A 17,063-nucleotide genomic window follows, 5' to 3' on the forward strand; every position below is an offset into this window, starting at 1 on the left:
GTTGATTATTTGATTATGAATATAAATTAAAAATATAACAGTTATGATGTGGATTTATGGATAACTTTATCAAGTTATCCATAAATCCACATCTCAATCAAAATAAACCTTAAAAATGAAATATTTTTCTAACAAAAAATTTGCTTATTAACATAGTGCGTGAACAGATACCAGATACTTATACATGTCGTTCTGCATGGTAGGACGAGCGTACAAGTGGCCCAGACTCCACGTAAGCAAATCCACGCTTGAGTCCCTCTTCTTTAAAATGGGCAAATTTGTCTGGATGTACGAAAGCAGCCACTTCAAGATGTTGCTTGGTAGGTTGTAAATATTGCCCCAGCGTTAAGACATCCAAGTCATGCGCCCGTAGGTCATCCATCACCTGATAGACCTCCGCATCTGTTTCACCTAATCCGAGCATAATACCCGATTTAGATCGTTTCCCATATGCTTTAATCCGTTTAAGTTGCTCTAGGCTTCGGGCATATTTAGCCTGCGGGCGTACTTTTTTATAGAGCCTTTCTACCGTTTCCATATTGTGTGAGACTACCTCTTGACCCGCACTAATCATCCTTTCTAGTGCCCACCAAATCCCCTTCACATCTGGAATTAACGTTTCTATAGTGGTAGTAGGATTCAAAGCCTTGATTTCCTTAACCGTTTGGTACCAAATCTCTGCGCCACAATCCTTTAGTTCATCTCTATTTACCGAGGTAATTACCGCATGTTTCACCCCCATCAGATGAATCGCTTGTGCGACCCGTTTGGGTTCATCCTTATCATACGCAGTAGGTCTTCCAGTAGCTACTGCACAAAAGCCACAACTGCGCGTGCAAATATTCCCCAATATCATAAAAGTAGCCGTACCTGCTCCCCAACATTCACCCATATTCGGACAATTTCCGCTGGTGCAAATGGTATGTAGTTTGTGTTGATCTACAATAGCACGTACCGCTCTATAGTGCTTACCTATTGGTAATTTAACCCGCAACCAATCTGGACGTTGGGGGGGGGGCATCGGTAAGGTGGTTTCTTTCATACGAGTGGTTTATAGCTTAGAAAGCCCAATATATCAAAAACTGCTACAATATTTACCTTTCCTCTCTAAGTTAAGGCTTAGGCCACATAAATATCTATGTAATCATCATGTTATAATAGTGAAAATTATCTTATATTTGGAGCTTATGCCATAGAACGGTTTGCATACCATTTCCTGCGGTGTGGTCCCTAGCTATACCCTCGAAAAAAGCCAATAAAATTCCATGATTGTAATCAACGACCTTACCTATCATTTGGGCAAGCGCACTTTATATGATGCAGCTTCATTGCATATTAAACCCAAAGATAAGATTGGCCTAATAGGCCCTAATGGAGCAGGAAAATCTACTTTATTAAAGATTATTACCGGTGACCTCACGCCAGATAGTGGCAAAGTAACCCGAAGGAAAGAATGTTCTATTGGCTTTTTGAACCAAGACTTGCTTTCCTATCAATCTCAGGACAGCATTCGGAATGTAGCCATGGAAGCCTTCCGAGAAGCCTTGGCAACGCAAAAAAAGATTGAAGCTTTGTGTCAACAAATGGAGGTCAATTATTCCGATGATTTGCTAACGCAGTTATCGAACCTGCAAGAAACATTTGAGCGGATAGGCGGGTATGATATGCAGTCCAGAACTGAGGCGATGTTAGAGGGGATGGGTTTTACTACGAAAGATTTGGATCGTTCCCTGTCTGAATTTTCAGGAGGGTGGCGCATGCGGGTTATGTTTGCCAAGCTCCTTTTGCAGCAGCCTGCTTTGTTGATATTGGATGAGCCCACCAACCACTTGGATTTGGTTTCCATTAAATGGGTAGAAGCCTATTTAAAAAACTACGATAGTGCTTTTATAGTCGTCTCCCACGATAGAAGTTTTTTAGATGGTACGACCACTAAAATTGTAGAGATTACGGATAAAAAATTTACCATTTATGTAGGCAACTACAGTGACTACGAAATACAAAAATCCGAAAGGAGTGTGTTACAGGAAAATGCCTATGCCAATCAACAAAAACAGCTCAAACACGCACAAGAATTTATTGATCGTTTTAGAGCTAAGGCTAGTAAAGCCAAGCTCGTTCAGTCTAGGATTAAGGCATTAGATAAAGTAGAGAAAATAGAGGCCCCTTCTGCGCAGCGCAAAACCATCAAGTTCCAGTTTTCCATCAAACAAAATCCCAGTAAGATTGTTGCTGTGATAGAAAAAATCAATAAATCCTATGGTCCCGTATCGATTCTAAAAGATGCCACTGTAGCAATCAACCGGGGTGATAAAATTGCTTTAATCGGTGCCAATGGCCGTGGTAAAACCACCCTATTGCGTATCATAGCCGAGCATGAGGCCGCTGAGCAGCAGCAAAGAAGTTTGGGTAATAATGTCGAGATGGCTTTTTATGCCCAACATCAGTTAGAAGCCTTAAATTTACAACATACCATTATAGAGGCCTTGCGTGCCCATAGCAGCAGTAGTGGAGCCGAACGTACCGAGCAAGCGTTGCGTACCATAGCTGGGATGTTTCTTTTCACCAAAGATGATGTATTTAAAAAAATAGAGGTGCTCTCCGGTGGTGAAAAAGCACGTGTGGCCTTAGCTACTGTACTACTCTCTCAAGCCAACTTTCTATTACTCGACGAACCCACCAACCATTTAGATATTCAGTCTATTGATACACTTGGGCAAGCCCTACAGCAATATGAAGGCACCTGCTTGTTTGTATCCCATGACCGTAATTTTATCCAACAAGTGGCCAATAAGATTTGGTATATCGAAAACAAAAAAGTAAAGGTATTTCCCGGCAGTTACGAAGAATTTAAAGAAGTGGTCAATTTAAGTTAGATGGAATATCCATCTGCTTTGTGTTTGGTAAACTACGTTGTTGTCCTTGAAGTATTGTTGTATGTGTTTAGCCAATGGCGTCAACTTAAGGAATATCTATTCTAACACAGCGATAGAAATGGCTAATGTGTATACGCCGCTGCTCATGGCCGCCAATAAAAAGTTGGTACGCAGTAAAAGTAATGAAACGAACTATTGTTCAGCGGGAAAAACAGAGTTCGCCCACTGCGTGGGCTTCAAACAAGAGCTGTTTTTCTAATCCGTTGAACAATAGTTCGTCAGAAAAATACCAGTTTACTGAAGCGCCAAGTTTTTTTATCGGCGGCCATAAGCCCTTTAAATTGACGCAATGGAAGCAAACGCCAATTAAAATAATTTTTTATTTAAAAATCAATAATATACAAGCCTTAAGTTGACGCCATTGCGCTGAACACATACAGTAGTATTGCCTATCGCTTTTTCAAGTTCTTTGGTGCTAACTATTTTTTTTCACAGCTAGTGCTATGGACCATAAACCTGATTTTATAAAGCCCTTTTTGACCCAGCCTCTGCCGCCAGCGGGTTCATGAACTAGGATGGCAAGGTAGTGCAAACTGAAACTAATCATACCCATACAGATATCCTAAATAAGGATTTTCTACCCATCTAAGGACCACTTGTGTATCAGTAATACTATTATATGACTGATAATGAGATGATATATAATCAAACGAATCTACGAAAAAGTTGTCTAGTTCCATAGCTATAGGCGCAGCCTGAATCCATGCTAAGCATTACCAAGGAATCGAATCAGATAGCTGGAATAAAGCGTCTTGAGGATGAAACAAACTAGGTAAACGCTGCTCAAAAAGCTTTCACCAATTATGATAATTATCTTTTTAAATTGTATCCCTATTTTTTAAACTTTTATATAAAAAACTAAAAAATTGATTAAATTATTTAGTAAATATAATCATTTTTACTATTATATACAAGTGAATAAGTAATAATTCAGGAACGACTAAATAAGTAAATCAATGTTCTGTAAAAGCAATTTATATAGGTTTAAGCAACTGGTCCATATGATAGGGCTTAGTGGTTGCTCTTTATTATCTTTTGGTTGTAATCCCCTCAACACTATCGTGCCATGGGATCGCCCATCTTTAAAAACTTATTGTTTAGCAAAGTTTAATCCGAGATATGGGTATTATCAGCTACAATCAGATTATGCATTATCTCAGTTTATAGAATCGTTTTCTGTTCCTTTGGTTGATGGTCAGCACGCTGGGGAAGCATTAAAGCAATATCGTAATGTAGAAGCTTTCTTTAGGAAAAGTCCATTCCTTGTAATGCGTATGCATTATCCTAAAATTGTTGAACAATTAAATAGTGATGAGCTTAAGTATTTCTATGTAATACAAAGCGATAATGATATTAGTAAAAAAATTAAAACAGGCACATTAGATATTGATTGGATTAAGCGTGAAATCAAGCGTATGCAAGCAACTAAGATTCGGCATATCCCATCTATAGTCCCTGATTTATGCACCATTATGGTGAATAAATATGCTCGGCAATGTTTGTTTCAACTAGACTATAAGCGTCTTGAGGATGAACCTTGGTTATCTTTATTCGAAAGCAGTATCTTCGCTAATCCTTGGGGTGCACTCTCTACAGTAGGTGATATTCATCTAGTTGAGTCAGTTCTAAACCATTGTATGGGGCAGTTAGATTGGTACAGGAGCCGTATTGAAAAGTATAGTTCTGAGGGAAATTCGGGGTCTTATAGTAGGGCTAAAGATGACTATGACGCATATGCTAAACAACTTGGCGCAGCGCTGATACGTTTCTTGTGCATGGCTATGAATAATTATAATCATAGGGGACAAATCATTAAGCTTGTACTGGAGCAGGTTGGTTATTTAGATGATATGAACAGGCATCTTGATATCTATGCAGCGCAATCATGGTCTATGATTGCTTTGGATGAAGTATTAGCAAAAGGACAGTACGGTAATGATCCTGCCTATCTATCACTAGTTAGTCTATTATTGCGGCGTGTTGATGTCAATATGCAAGATGCGAATGGTAAGACGGCTTTACATAAGGTAAGTGCCATGCCCTATTTTGTGCGTAGTAGTAATACGAGTCCTTATGGTCCTGGTAAAGGTAGAATGAGATTTTTACTCAGGTATGGGGCTAATCCAAACATACAAGACTTTGATGGATGTACTCCATTGCATATCCTGGTGAAGACAGCTGATTTATCAGAATCTTGTATTGAATTATTGTTAAGGCATAAATGTAATCCAAATATACAGGACAACAATGGGGATACTGCTTTGCATCTAGCAGTATCTTGTGATAGACCATCGTCGCTAGCCTATTTGTGTCGTATACCGGCTAGGGTAGATATAAAAAATAACAAAGGAGAAACTCCTTTGGATGTAGCGAAAAGTAGAGGTGTGAGAAAATTAATTGAGCTACTCAATACCTATATTGCTTATTTAAGTCAAATACAGTTGGTAGTTGCCCGTTAAGGGGCCATTATAAACTATTCAACTCAGTCAAGTATAAGTTAGTATAAGTGCATTCATGTCTACTATAGTATAGTAAGTTATTTATCACTAGTGTAAATAACATTTGATAGCGATCTTTTCTCGTGTCTCTGCAGGACACTGTTGTAGCAAGGCAGTTTTATTTTTACTTATTTCTTAATAAGAAAGTAAGCAAAAACCTAGTGGCTTGAACAAATAGGATTTCCCTTAAGCCTCCACCATTGATTGAACCCTTAGGGCCTGATAGATATGGATCAGTGGTTGGTATATAGGAATTTATTTTGTTTATTTATCCCTTATTGTCAGTTACAGGCTTAATATAATCGCGTAACATTTAACCATTCAATCAATAACTTTAATCTAAAATGAATCTTTTTAAAAAAAGTATCGCCTTTTTAACCGCTTTGTCCTTTATGCCATCACCAAAAGTTGCCGCAGAGGAATTGCACTATGGTATAAGAATAGGAGGCGCTAACTCTTTTATGATCCTTCCGCGTTTACAAGAGATTAATAAAGAACTCCAAAACTCAGTATCAGATCAATCCCAAGGCCAAGCTAAGTTAGAATGTGGTAAGTGGAACCCTTGGTTTGCGGCTGCCCTATACATGGAGTATGCCTTTAACGATCATATAGGATTAGGTATGGAGGTACTCTATAGTAGATTTGATTGTTTAATGGAACACCAAAATCTTTCTGAAACAGAAAAGTGTAATATCAGTACCCTGAAATGCACTCATACCATTGGGCTGCCTGTGCTCTTTACATGGTACTGGACTGCTTTGATCTGCCCAGATTTCAAAAAAAATTATTTCCTTGGTCGTCTTTTCGTAGGGCTGCACAGTTTTTATCTTGTTAAGTGTGATATAAAACGAGAGATGATGGTTAACGGTGAAAAAACCTCAAGACCAATACTCTTTAACGGTGAAGAATTTGTAACTACTGATAGTTTTGTAGACGAACCTTTTAATGAAGGCGAGAAAAGACTTAAATATGGCTTTATATATGGCACCTCTTTAGAGTTTCCTAGTGGTTTGCTCCTTGAAATAAAAGGTATGGCGCCTTATAACTTCTGCAATGTAGAGTCTAAAAAGAATAGGCCTAATGTACACGCCTTCCATCTTTCTGTTGGCTATAATTTTGCTAAGCTATACGCTTAATACCTGGCGTTCCCTTTGTATCTATTCAATTCACTGGTTTTTTACGTTAAAAGCAAACCGCCCCTGAAAAAAGTCGCGTTTTAGAAAGTGTCATCTGACAGATGATTAAGAAAAACAGATTCCTTTCAAGCCCCCACAGGGGGCGGTTTCTGTTTTTCCATCTGTAAATGTCACTTTCAGCGACTTTTTACCGAGGGCTTGATTTTTGTACACTTTTTAATCAAGATATAAGTGGAATAAAATTCATTATGAACCAGTAACATGAACAGATACCCCCCCCTTTTTTTTATAAGCATTTAGGATGGCTTTGATTCGGGATGCTAGAGAACTTACCCCTCCTGTAACGCCTCTATAAGCTTTTTCTGCCTCAACAGCTGTATCGCAAGGTATAACGCAGCAGAGAGGCTACCGAGTATCAGTAGGTTCGGGATTACAAGAACCGTCCAATGGATATAAACAGGCACATAACGCATGTAATAGAGTGCTGGTTCAAGTGTAACATATTTATAGTGCGCTTGTAAAAAACCAGATCCTATACCTATGATGTTGCCATATATCATACCCAAACAGAGGGTCCGTAAACTATTATAGAGCAAAATCGCATCTACCTGCCCATCATAGGCGCCCAAGACTTTCAACACCCCCACCATATAACTACGCTCCATAAGTTGGATCATAACGGTAGCTACCATCGTGCATCCTGCTACCAATAGTATAAAAACAATAAAAATAGTTGTATTCTTTTGAATAATAGCTAGCCAATCATACAAACTACTATACTTCTGTTGGGTGCTTATCAGGCGCAAGTCGTCATCTATACGGCCTAAAATAGCCGTTCGCAATGCTTTTGTAGGGGACACATGGTCCTTTAAAAAGATGGCATAGCCATTGACGGTTTCTGAAGCCCAATTGTTTAACCGCTGCATCAGACGCCTATCACAAAAAGCCAAATGCTCATCTATTGCACTTAAATAGGTGCGATAGAGGCCCACCACTTTTAACTTCCGGTAGCGTGCGTTGGGATCTACCGTATGGACCACTACGCTATCGCCTAGCTTAAGCGCATGCTTTTGGGCCAGATGATGGCTAATACACCATTCATTTTGATGCTTACTTTGGGTGAGATCAGGTAATCTACCTGCGATGAGATAGTCTGCCAATGTTGTAGGATCGATACCCTTGCATAAGACGCCCGTTACACCTGCCCTTGTATGGATCAGCATAGGCTTTTGGATAAATGGGATGACGCTTTCAATGGCATCAGGTAAATCAGCCATTAAACGACACACTTGTGCAGCATCTACAGATGTAGGTGCATGGGGGTGCTGGACACCACTATATTTGGTAATTTCAAAGTCTCCAGTAAAAGCAGTTAGTTTTTTTTTAATTGCTTTTTGAAAGCCCAACATCACCATTGCGGCAATCAATATAGTAGCGGTGCCTATCGTAATGCTTAACGTTACAATGGTATCTATGGAAGCAGAAAAAGCCCCCCTATTTCGTTTCCGTACTCGGTTGGCCATAAAGGCAATCCAAGAAATGGTCTGAAAAGAGCACATCATCAATAGGCCTGCGCAAAAACAACACGTCTTTGGGAGGGTTTGCCTGAATAGATACAATAGCCAGCTGTTGTATCTTCATCTAATGGGATGCAACGGATCGTCGCCTTGGTTTCTGCTTTAATTTTTGCTTCTGTTTCGGTAGTCCCATCCCAATGGGCCAGTAAAAAGCCCCCTTGCGTAGCCATCAGCTTTTTAAAGGTAGTATAATCATCCACCAGCAGGGTGCGTTTTTGCTGTAAGGAAAGCGCCCGTTCGTAGATATGCCTCTGAATCATTTCCAACCAATCTGTAACTTGTTGGGTCAAATTGCCTATAGGAATGGTGCATTTCTCTTTGGTATCCCTACGTGCCAATTCTACTGTATGGTTTTGTAAATCATTAGGTCCTAAGGCTACACGAATCGGCACCCCCTTTTCTTCATATTCCGCAAACTTATACCCTGGCTTACGGGTATCTCTCTCGTCTAGCTTGACGCGCACCCCTTGACTATTTAATTGTTTTTGCAAAGCAGCTAATTGGGCTACTACTGCCGCACGTTCATGCTCTGTTTTATAAATCGGCACCATGACTACCTGTATAGGGGCAATTTTAGGCGGTAATACCAAGCCATTGTCATCCGAATGGATCATAATCAATGCGCCCATTAACCGTGTAGTAATGCCCCAGGAAGTACCCCATACATAGTCACGTATACCCGCCTGATTGGTAAAAGTTACCTCAAAGGCTTTGGCAAACCGTTGCCCTAGGTAATGCGCGGTACCAGCTTGTAGTGCTTTCCCATCCTGCATCAGCGCTTCAATGGTATAGGTTGTTTCCGCGCCAGCAAAGCGCTCGTTTTCTGTTTTAATCCCTTTTATCAAAGGGATTGCCATATAGTCTCTAATGATGCATTCATACAAATGCAACATTTGTAAAGCCTCTTTTTCAGCCTCTTCCTGCGTAGCATGGGCTGTGTGGCCCTCTTGCCATAAAAACTCTGTGGTACGTAGAAAGAGCCTTGTACGCATCTCCCAGCGTACTACATTGCACCACTGATTCAGTAATATGGGAAGATCCCTATAGGATTGAATCCAGTTTTTGTAGGTGCTCCATATAACCGCCTCTGAAGTAGGACGTACAATAAGTTCCTCCTCTAACTTAGCCGCAGGGTCGACCACCACACCTTGGCCATCTTCGGCCATCTTTAAACGATAATGGGTTACAACCGCACATTCTTTGGCAAAGCCTGCTACATGGCTCGCCTCCTTGCTCAGGTAAGATTTTGGAATCAATAGAGGGAAATAACCATTTACATGGCCTGTCTCCTTAAAAGCCCTATCAAAAATCGTTTGTAACCTTTCCCAAATGGCATAACCATAAGGCTTAATAACCATACAACCCCGTACAGAAGCATTTTCTGCCAGACCTGCACGGACGACTAATGCATTATACCAAGCGGAAAAATCAGATGCTCTTGTAGGTACAGAGGTCATATTTAAAAAATATATGGATCAATAAAGAAAAACAAGCCTATAAGCCGGGTTCTGTAGTGCGCTACCGCGCACTGCTTGCCATTTATCTGGAGTTATAATCACTTATAACTTCTAGCGGCCCACCCACATGTCTTAAAAACGAACGAGCAGCCCATTACGCTATTGCGTAGACATGCCTATTTGGCCTTGCAATCCCTAAGGTTTACCCTGCCCCTATGGTCACCCATAGAGCGGTGAGCTCTTACCTCACCTTTTCACCCTTACCCTCTTTATTGAATTGAAGAGAGCGGTCTGTTTTCTGTGGCACTTGCTGTCATATGGAAGATATGCCTTCCTGTTAGGAAGTAGGGTGCTCTGCATTGCCCGGACTTTCCTCTTTAACCTTTAATGGCCAAAGCGACAAGCCAGCTTGTTTTTCTAGTCTCTAATTTACGGTGTGGAGTAACCTATTCCAACGGATACCGCTAAAAAACGATTGATTCCTATCTGAAGACAACAATACCATCACCGCCTTACCCACGATATGATCTTCTGGAATAAACCCAATGAATCTAGAGTCACCAGATTGGTCTCGATTGTCTCCCATTGCAAAATAATAATTCTTACAAAACGTATAGTGCGCTACCTCCTGACCATCTATCCAACATGCAGTTTTCGTAAACCGAATATTTTTTTTCCCTTCAAATCTTTGTATGGTAGGACCATACAATAGAATATTTTGTGCATCCATTTGCAGCACCATGCCTTTATTTGGCACCCGAAGGGGACCAAAATTATCCTTGGTCCACCCTAAAGTAGGGCTAAAGGGATAGACACTGGACCGTAGGTCCCCTTCCTCTTCTACTGGGTTTACGGATTGAATACAAGTAGGCAAGATTGTAGTAAGTTGTTTCACTTTTTCTGGTGTAGTATATATCGTATAGCCTTCACGTCCCGGAATTGTAGTGCGTATAGGATTTTTAATGTCATTTTTTTCAAAAAAAGCAGCGGTTAAAATCCGCTTGGTTTTCATAAAATAGCAATATTGCGTTCTATCCGCTGAATCTGCTGGTTCCTCGTTAACATAAAGTTGTTTATGTCTTATATGCACTAAGTCACCAGGCAGTGCGATGCAACGTTTGATCCAATACGCGCGTAAGTCAGGAGGCTCATGACCTACCGGGGTATTAAAAACAATAATATCATTGCGCTTTACCTTACTCAATCCAGGCAAACGATAAGTAGGCAATTGAATCCAGTCAAGGTAAGAAGGAATCTTTGTACCTGGAATGGTTTGATGGGTAATTGGAAGTTGCAATGGCGTAGCGGGTGTCCGGGCACCATAGTGGATCTTACTGACCAATACAAAATCTCCAGTTAAAAGTGTAGGCTCCATAGAGCCAGAAGGGATCACGTATAGCCCAATCACCATCCAACGAATTAAGGCAGCTGCCATAGCGGCAAAAAAAACAGAACCTACCCAATCCCGAATGGCACCTATAGCTGAACCCATTCCATCCTGTTTTTTAGCTGAAAAAGAAGTCTTCATTCGTACGCTTCGTTATAATAATAGCTTCTATAGTTGGTTAGGATGCAATATAATACACTATTGGGAATTTTGCCAAAAAAAGCTACTTAAACCCAACATCAATCTATACAAAAGGTAGTTGATGTCTATTGTTTGATGATGACTTGGAATAGCTATACTGGTTGTGTGTTATACCAATAGGTTGTTTGAATCAAAAATTTATTGTATAATACTTAAATATAAATTTTAAGCAATAGGTTTTATGTTCTTTTTTTTCTATCTGTTTTTGGTACGTTGTATATACGGCTGTAGTACTATGGTTAGGTTGAACAACAACGATACTATGTCGGTGGAGGTAGGTTGTGGTGCTAGTGCAATGCGTGAGGCAACTATATCGCATATAGGCGATCCGGGGGGCTCTGGTTCTATGCTTGAAGATCCAATAGGGTGTCCACCAGACTTGGCAGCGGTAGACCTGTCCTCAATCGTTTACGAAGTTACCATTGATTCATCTGGTCAATATCTGGTTGGATGTTTAGAATATATAGTTGGCGATACGGCGCTACCTGATCCAGCTCAATCGACTCAAGAGGGAGTGGCCGAATTAGGCATGTCCTATTCACATCATCAGCAATATGATTAATAGATAACCCTATTAATGATGCAACGAGCGGTGGAGCCATAACAGATCAAGGTGGACTGCTTGAGTTTGATGTTGCAAGCCAACCCAACGCTTTAGGTATTGTTTCAATAAGGCATCAAGGTATAAAAAAAGAAAAAAACCCTTACAAATGTGATATATGTGGTAAAGGTTTTGGCTATAAAACTTCTTTAGATGCACACCATAACAAACATACAAGATTAATACAGTACAAATGTGATATATGTGGTAAAACATTAAAGAATCAATCTGGTTTAAAAAGACATAAAAAGAGAAACCACACAGGAGAAAAATCGTAGGAATGTGCTACCTGTAGTAAATATTTTGTTACGCAATTCGAGTTGAGTGCTTATCAAAATGGCAGAAGCAAAATGGGAAAATCTGTCTTTCCTCAGCTGTGTCTAAATATTGTGTGAAGTATGCGAAATCCCTAAATTGCATGGGTGCTACATTCAGGTTGTATTGCATGCATCGTATACAAAAAAACCAGGCCATATCTGTTCAAATGAACCATCCATTAATCATTTTAGGTATTGAATCCTCTTGCGACGAAACTGCTGCTGCTGTAATCCGTGGTGGCAAGATAGTTAGCAATGTAGTCATGAGTCAGTTGATGCATCAAAAATATGGTGGTGTGGTTCCAGAACTCGCAGCAAGGGCACATGAAACCAATATGATTCCTGTGGTAACCGCTGCCCTTGAAGCGGCCGCCATACAAAAGTGTGCATTAGATGCCGTTGGGTTTACACAAGGTCCAGGGTTATTGGGTCCACTTTTAGTAGGCAGCTGTTTTGCCAAATCATTCGCTTTTTCGCTGGGTATACCGCTTATAGCTGTCCATCATATTCAAGCACATGTATGGGCTAATTTTATTGATGATCCTAAACCCACGTTCCCTTTTCTCTGTTTGACCGTTAGTGGGGGGCATACACAAATTATCTTAGTGCAAGATTATTGCTCTATGGAGGTTTTAGGCGAGACCCAAGATGATGCTGTAGGAGAGGCCTTTGATAAGATAGCCAGTTTAATGGGGCTAGGCTATCCAGGTGGCCCTTTAATAGATCACTATGCCCAAGGAGGTAATTCCCAAGCGTTTGCTTTTCCAGCTACCCATATACCCGGGTTTGATTTTTCATTTAGCGGGATCAAAACCGCTTTTGCGCTGTTTATTCGCAAGCAGACACCTGAATTTCTGTTGGCCCATCGGGCCGATATCTGTGCCAGCATTCAAGCTGTTCTGGTGCGTATGTTATTGGATAAATTCACCAAGGCGGCTCAAAAGAGTGGTATTACCACCGTTGCATTAGCTGGAGGGGTAGCTGCCAATAGCTATTTGCGACAGCAACTCAAGGCGTTGGCAGAGCAACACCACTGGCATGTTTTTATACCCGCTATGCCCTACTGTACAGATAATGCTGCTATGGTAGCTATGACGGCTTATTATAAATATCAGTTGAATGAATTTACTGATTTGACTGTTAAGTCGTTGCCTAGGTATCCAATTGGGTAAGGCGTTTGTATGTGTTCAGTGCAGTGGTTTTTTTGCGTCAAAAAAAACGCCCCTGTAAAAAGTCGCGGTGTAGAAAGTGGCATTTTACATCATCTTCTTGGTTGGTCTGTGGTTTTAGCCTTTTTGCTGCAATCTCTCTAAGATTTCATTTAAACCAGCTTCATCTGACACCAATACATCTCTTGCTTTACTTCCTTCAAAGGGCCCTACAATGCCTGCTGCTTCCAATTGATCTATAAGCCTACCAGAACGGTTATAGCCCAGCTTCAGTTTGCGTTGAATCAGGGAAGTACTGCCTTGTTGATGCAATACAATCAGTCTTGCTGCTTCTTCAAATAAGGGATCGGTTGATTGCAGATCTACTGTTGTGCTCTCCTCTTTGTCTTCCTCATCATAAGTAGGTAATAGGTAGGCAGATGGGTAGCCTTGTTGTGCCCCAATATAGCTACAGACCCGTTCCACTTCTGCAGTATCTAAAAAGGGCGTTTGTAACCGAATGATATCAGAGTTCATAGAGAGCAACATATCCCCATTACCGACCAATTGCTCCGCACCACTGGCATCTAAAATTGTTCTAGAATCAATGCGTGAACTTACTTTGTAGGAGATTCTAACCGGAAAGTTGGCCTTGATAATCCCTGTAATCACATTTACAGAAGGCCGCTGTGTAGCCAATACGAGATGGATGCCAATGGCACGTGCCAATTGGGCCAGTCGTGCAATGGGTACTTCTATTTCCTTGCCTGCTGTCATCATCATATCGGCAAATTCATCTATCACCAATACAATATAGGGTAAAAACCGATGACCTTCTTGAGGATTCAATATTCTTTTTATAAACTTCTCATTGTATTCTTTAATATTTCGCGTACCGGCTTCCTTTAATAATTCGTAGCGGTGGTCCATTTCAATGCATAGGGAGTTCAGGGTATGGATGACTTTTTTGGTTTCTGTAATAATGGGTTCTTCGCTGATGGGTAGCTTCGCTAGAAAGTGACGTTCTAATCTATTGTATAATGAAAGTTCTACCTTTTTAGGATCTACCAATACCAGTTTTAATTGGGAAGGATGCTTTTTATAAATCAAAGAGGTCAGAAGCACATTGAGCCCTACCGATTTGCCTTGCCCGGTAGCACCTGCAATGAGTAGATGCGGCATGCGGCCTAGATCTGCGATAAACAACTCGTTTGAGATGCTTTTACCCAATACAATAGGTAAATCCATCTTTCCTTTTAAAAACTTTTCAGAGGCGAGTACCTCCTGAAGCGGTACGACCTCTCTATTTTTATTGGGTACTTCAATGCCAATCGTCCCTTTGCCTGGTATGGGCGCAATGATGCGGATGCCTAGTGCTGCCAGGTTTAGGGCAATGTCATCTTCTAGGTTTTTGATCTTAGAAATTTTTACGCCTGCTTCGGGTACGATTTCATAGAGGGTAACCGTAGGGCCAATTGTAGCTTTGATCTTGGCTATATTGATTTTAAAGTTTTGTAAGGTTTGTACAATATTGTTTTTATTGATTGCCAATTCCTCCTGTGTGACTGATAGCTGTGCTTGATCATACCGTTCCAATAGGTCTAAAGCGGGATATTTGTAGGTAGATAGGTCTAAAGTTGGGTCGTAGTTTTCGCTTCGAATAGGATGTAAAGGCATGGGCTTGGGAGGTGCAGGGGGGGCTGCTGGGGGCAAATTTTGGACCTGGGGAGCCACTACTTCAAAGTCTACATTGTTTGTAGCTGCTATAGCAGGTGGTGTGTGGGTATGATGGACATCTGTGGTGGTTGCGTTATGATTCGTTTTTTTTTTACTAGACACTTCCCCACTTTCTGCGTCCAATGGTTCCCTAGCCATTTCCTGATCAACCCAGCATGCCGCATCTTTTTTTACCTGTTTGCCTGCAAATAGGCGTATGGTCGGTAAAGAGGTAATATTAAAACATACGACTGCAAAGATGATCAAAGTAGTACAAAGCAAGATAAATGTACCATAACCCAATAATGCTTTAAACAAGGTACCAAGCGCATAGCCAACGCCTCCCAGCTGGTTGGTCAGCAGCGTAGCGGTCGGGTAGAGGGTGGCTAGATAGCCCAGTAAAACATTAGACCATAATACAAGAAAAATGGAGGCCATCATCACTTTTAATAGGGAAAGGTTCGGCCAAATTTTTTGTGTAACCATTTTGAGACCGATTAAAAATAGGCCAGGTAAAAAGATAAAAGCAGTAATGCCCCACCACATATGTACACAATAATAGCTTACAAAAGCGCCTGTAAAACCCAACCAGTTGCAGATGGCCATACCAGATGCTTTGATCCCTAATGTGCGTGCAGCTTCAATAATGGCCTGATCTTTATGGCTATGCATAAGATGGGAGCAGAAGGCACATGCTAGAAAAATACTGATCCCCTGTAGCAAAAATCCAATGGTTATTTTGGTACGTTGATCCAATATCAATGGGTTAGGTGCCACTGTTTTTTTAGGCGTATCTGGCTGAGCTTTATAATTATTTGGGGCCATTGCATCAATATAAAAAAGATAAAGAATGTCAAGTAGATGCGGTTAAGCAAGCTAAATTTAAGCAAATCCCAATTCTAATTTAGCTGCTTGAGACATTCGGTCTATCGTATAAGGTGGTTCAAAGGTAATATGCACGTTTACTTCATTCACCTCTTCTATAGCTTTCACTTTTTCTTCTACTTGGCTAGGTATAACGTCTGCTGCTGGGCAATTAGGGGAAGTAAGCGTCATTAAGATTTCAATATTATTGAGTGGTAAAATGGTAATGTCATAGATAAGCCCTAGTTCATAGATATCTACCGGTATTTCTGGGTCATAAACTTGCTTAATGGCTTCTATGACCTGTTCTTTTTGAATCATAGTTGGTTGCTTTGAGTGGTGAATTGGTTGCAATATAACCAAAAATAAACCTATCAACTTAAGGTCATTGCAATAAGGAACAAAAAAATGGCCTATGCGAGTTTTAAATGGGTTTGCTTGCTCCCATTAAGTTATCGTCTGAACAGATAAGTTGCTTTAACTAAAACATTCTTTAATCTAAACGGCTTATAGCAATCATTAGCTATTGCTTTTTTATAAACAATAAGCTAATATATAAAATTGATAATATTTTAAAATTATGGTTTAAGTTTCTGTTAAATGGGAACAGATTTTAGTTTCTATGCTCTATACTTATTAGCATAATAGCAATAGAGCGCAGCCATTATAACTTAATAATGATTACGATTATGGTAAAATTCAATTATACAATAACAGCGCAGCAAGGCAAGAGAAAATGCCCTATTAAACAGATAATCACCATGTTGTGTGGTAGTCTTATACTATTGATAACAATAGGTTGTCATAGCCTCAACAAGGGATATGGCGCTGGCACATGTTTTGTATTCGGATCCAGAGATATATTAAATTATATATCTGTAAGAAAGAAGATGTTCAACCCTATACTACAGCTATCGGTTGTTACCTTAGAACGGATATTCAAACAAAAACAAGAACAAGCAATCAAACGAATGATCAAACGAAGAATCAAACTAGAAATCGAACAAAACATCAAACAAAAGCTCAAATAAAAAATCAAACAGATATTCCCTTTTTCTAGGAGCAATAGATATGGTATAACGTTAAAAAATTGTCATAGCAAGATAGGAAAACGATTACTCAAGAATGGTGCAAACAGTAATGACTTATTTTACGAGGTAATAGATAAGATAGCTTCTGGATATGGTCCTAAAGGTTATGACTTTAAGCCTAAGTGGAGCGAGTG

The 17,063-nt window shown here is 40.2% G+C and carries 13 protein-coding genes and 1 other RNA gene; 7 read left to right on the plus strand and 7 right to left on the minus strand.

All coding sequences use genetic code 11. The features are described 5' to 3' along the window. Positions 1–178: 178 nt before the first annotated feature. Positions 179–1,042, minus strand: a complete 864-nt coding sequence (gene lipA, locus CE557_RS04710; RefSeq protein ID WP_114910412.1) for a lipoyl synthase — start codon at positions 1,040–1,042, stop codon at positions 179–181. 223 nt (positions 1,043–1,265) lie between these two features. On the opposite strand from lipA, the gene abc-f reads away from it, so the two are divergent. The 3 genes from abc-f to CE557_RS04730 all read left to right on the plus strand — a co-directional run bounded on the left by abc-f (position 1,266) and on the right by CE557_RS04730 (position 6,570). After that, positions 1,266–2,876, plus strand: a complete 1,611-nt coding sequence (abc-f, locus tag CE557_RS04715; protein WP_114910413.1) for a ribosomal protection-like ABC-F family protein — start codon at positions 1,266–1,268, stop codon at positions 2,874–2,876. 1,016 nt (positions 2,877–3,892) lie between these two features. Then, positions 3,893–5,395 (plus strand): ankyrin repeat domain-containing protein, encoded by a 1,503-nt coding sequence (locus tag CE557_RS04725; RefSeq protein WP_114910415.1) that lies wholly within the window; start codon positions 3,893–3,895, stop codon positions 5,393–5,395. Between the two features lie 383 nt (positions 5,396–5,778). After that, positions 5,779–6,570 (plus strand): porin family protein, encoded by a 792-nt coding sequence (locus tag CE557_RS04730; RefSeq protein WP_114910416.1) that lies wholly within the window; start codon positions 5,779–5,781, stop codon positions 6,568–6,570. A gap of 329 nt (positions 6,571–6,899) precedes the next feature. On the opposite strand, the gene CE557_RS04735 is transcribed toward CE557_RS04730, so the two are convergent. From CE557_RS04735 to lepB, 4 genes are all read right to left on the minus strand, one after another. After that, the gene (locus CE557_RS04735; protein ID WP_114910417.1) at positions 6,900–8,132 is read right to left on the minus strand and encodes an ABC transporter permease; all 1,233 of its coding nucleotides are present in this window, start codon (positions 8,130–8,132) and stop codon (positions 6,900–6,902) included. Further along, positions 8,132–9,604: a proline--tRNA ligase gene (gene proS, locus CE557_RS04740; RefSeq protein WP_114910418.1), complete on the minus strand. Its 1,473-nt coding sequence runs from the start codon at positions 9,602–9,604 to the stop codon at positions 8,132–8,134. The genes CE557_RS04735 and proS overlap by 1 nt, the downstream gene beginning before the upstream one ends. 24 nt (positions 9,605–9,628) lie before the next feature. After that, positions 9,629–10,020, minus strand: an RNA gene (gene rnpB / locus CE557_RS04745) — RNase P RNA component class A. A gap of 8 nt (positions 10,021–10,028) precedes the next feature. Further along, a complete protein-coding gene (gene lepB, locus CE557_RS04750; protein ID WP_114910419.1) occupies positions 10,029–11,132 on the minus strand; it encodes a signal peptidase I in 1,104 nt (367 codons plus the stop codon). 241 nt (positions 11,133–11,373) lie between these two features. On the opposite strand from lepB, the gene CE557_RS04755 reads away from it, so the two are divergent. The 3 genes from CE557_RS04755 (at position 11,374) to tsaD (ending at position 13,282) form a co-directional block, all read left to right on the plus strand. Continuing rightward, complete coding sequence (locus CE557_RS04755) at positions 11,374–11,754, plus strand: hypothetical protein (RefSeq protein WP_162790021.1); 381 nt, start codon at positions 11,374–11,376, stop codon at positions 11,752–11,754. A gap of 122 nt (positions 11,755–11,876) precedes the next feature. Then, positions 11,877–12,071 (plus strand): C2H2-type zinc finger protein, encoded by a 195-nt coding sequence (locus CE557_RS05300; protein ID WP_420888370.1) that lies wholly within the window; start codon positions 11,877–11,879, stop codon positions 12,069–12,071. 167 nt (positions 12,072–12,238) lie between these two features. After that, entirely contained in the window at positions 12,239–13,282 is a 1,044-nt protein-coding gene (gene tsaD, locus CE557_RS04765; RefSeq protein ID WP_223245897.1) for a tRNA (adenosine(37)-N6)-threonylcarbamoyltransferase complex transferase subunit TsaD, read from the plus strand. A gap of 114 nt (positions 13,283–13,396) precedes the next feature. On the opposite strand, the gene CE557_RS04770 is transcribed toward tsaD, so the two are convergent. Next, positions 13,397–15,799: an FtsK/SpoIIIE family DNA translocase gene (locus tag CE557_RS04770; protein ID WP_114910421.1), complete on the minus strand. Its 2,403-nt coding sequence runs from the start codon at positions 15,797–15,799 to the stop codon at positions 13,397–13,399. A gap of 57 nt (positions 15,800–15,856) precedes the next feature. Next, a complete protein-coding gene (locus CE557_RS04775) occupies positions 15,857–16,159 on the minus strand; it encodes an iron-sulfur cluster assembly protein (protein ID WP_114910422.1) in 303 nt (100 codons plus the stop codon). Positions 16,160–16,527: 368 nt separating this feature from the next. Between CE557_RS04775 and CE557_RS04780 the strand changes: the two genes are divergently transcribed. Beyond that, on the plus strand, positions 16,528–16,869 hold the full coding sequence (locus CE557_RS04780; RefSeq protein ID WP_162790022.1) for a hypothetical protein: 342 nt from the start codon (positions 16,528–16,530) through the stop codon (positions 16,867–16,869). The last annotated feature ends 194 nt before the right edge of the window (positions 16,870–17,063 follow it).

It is taken from the genome of Cardinium endosymbiont of Sogatella furcifera, assembly GCF_003351905.1.
Lineage (GTDB): Bacteria > Bacteroidota > Bacteroidia > Cytophagales > Amoebophilaceae > Cardinium.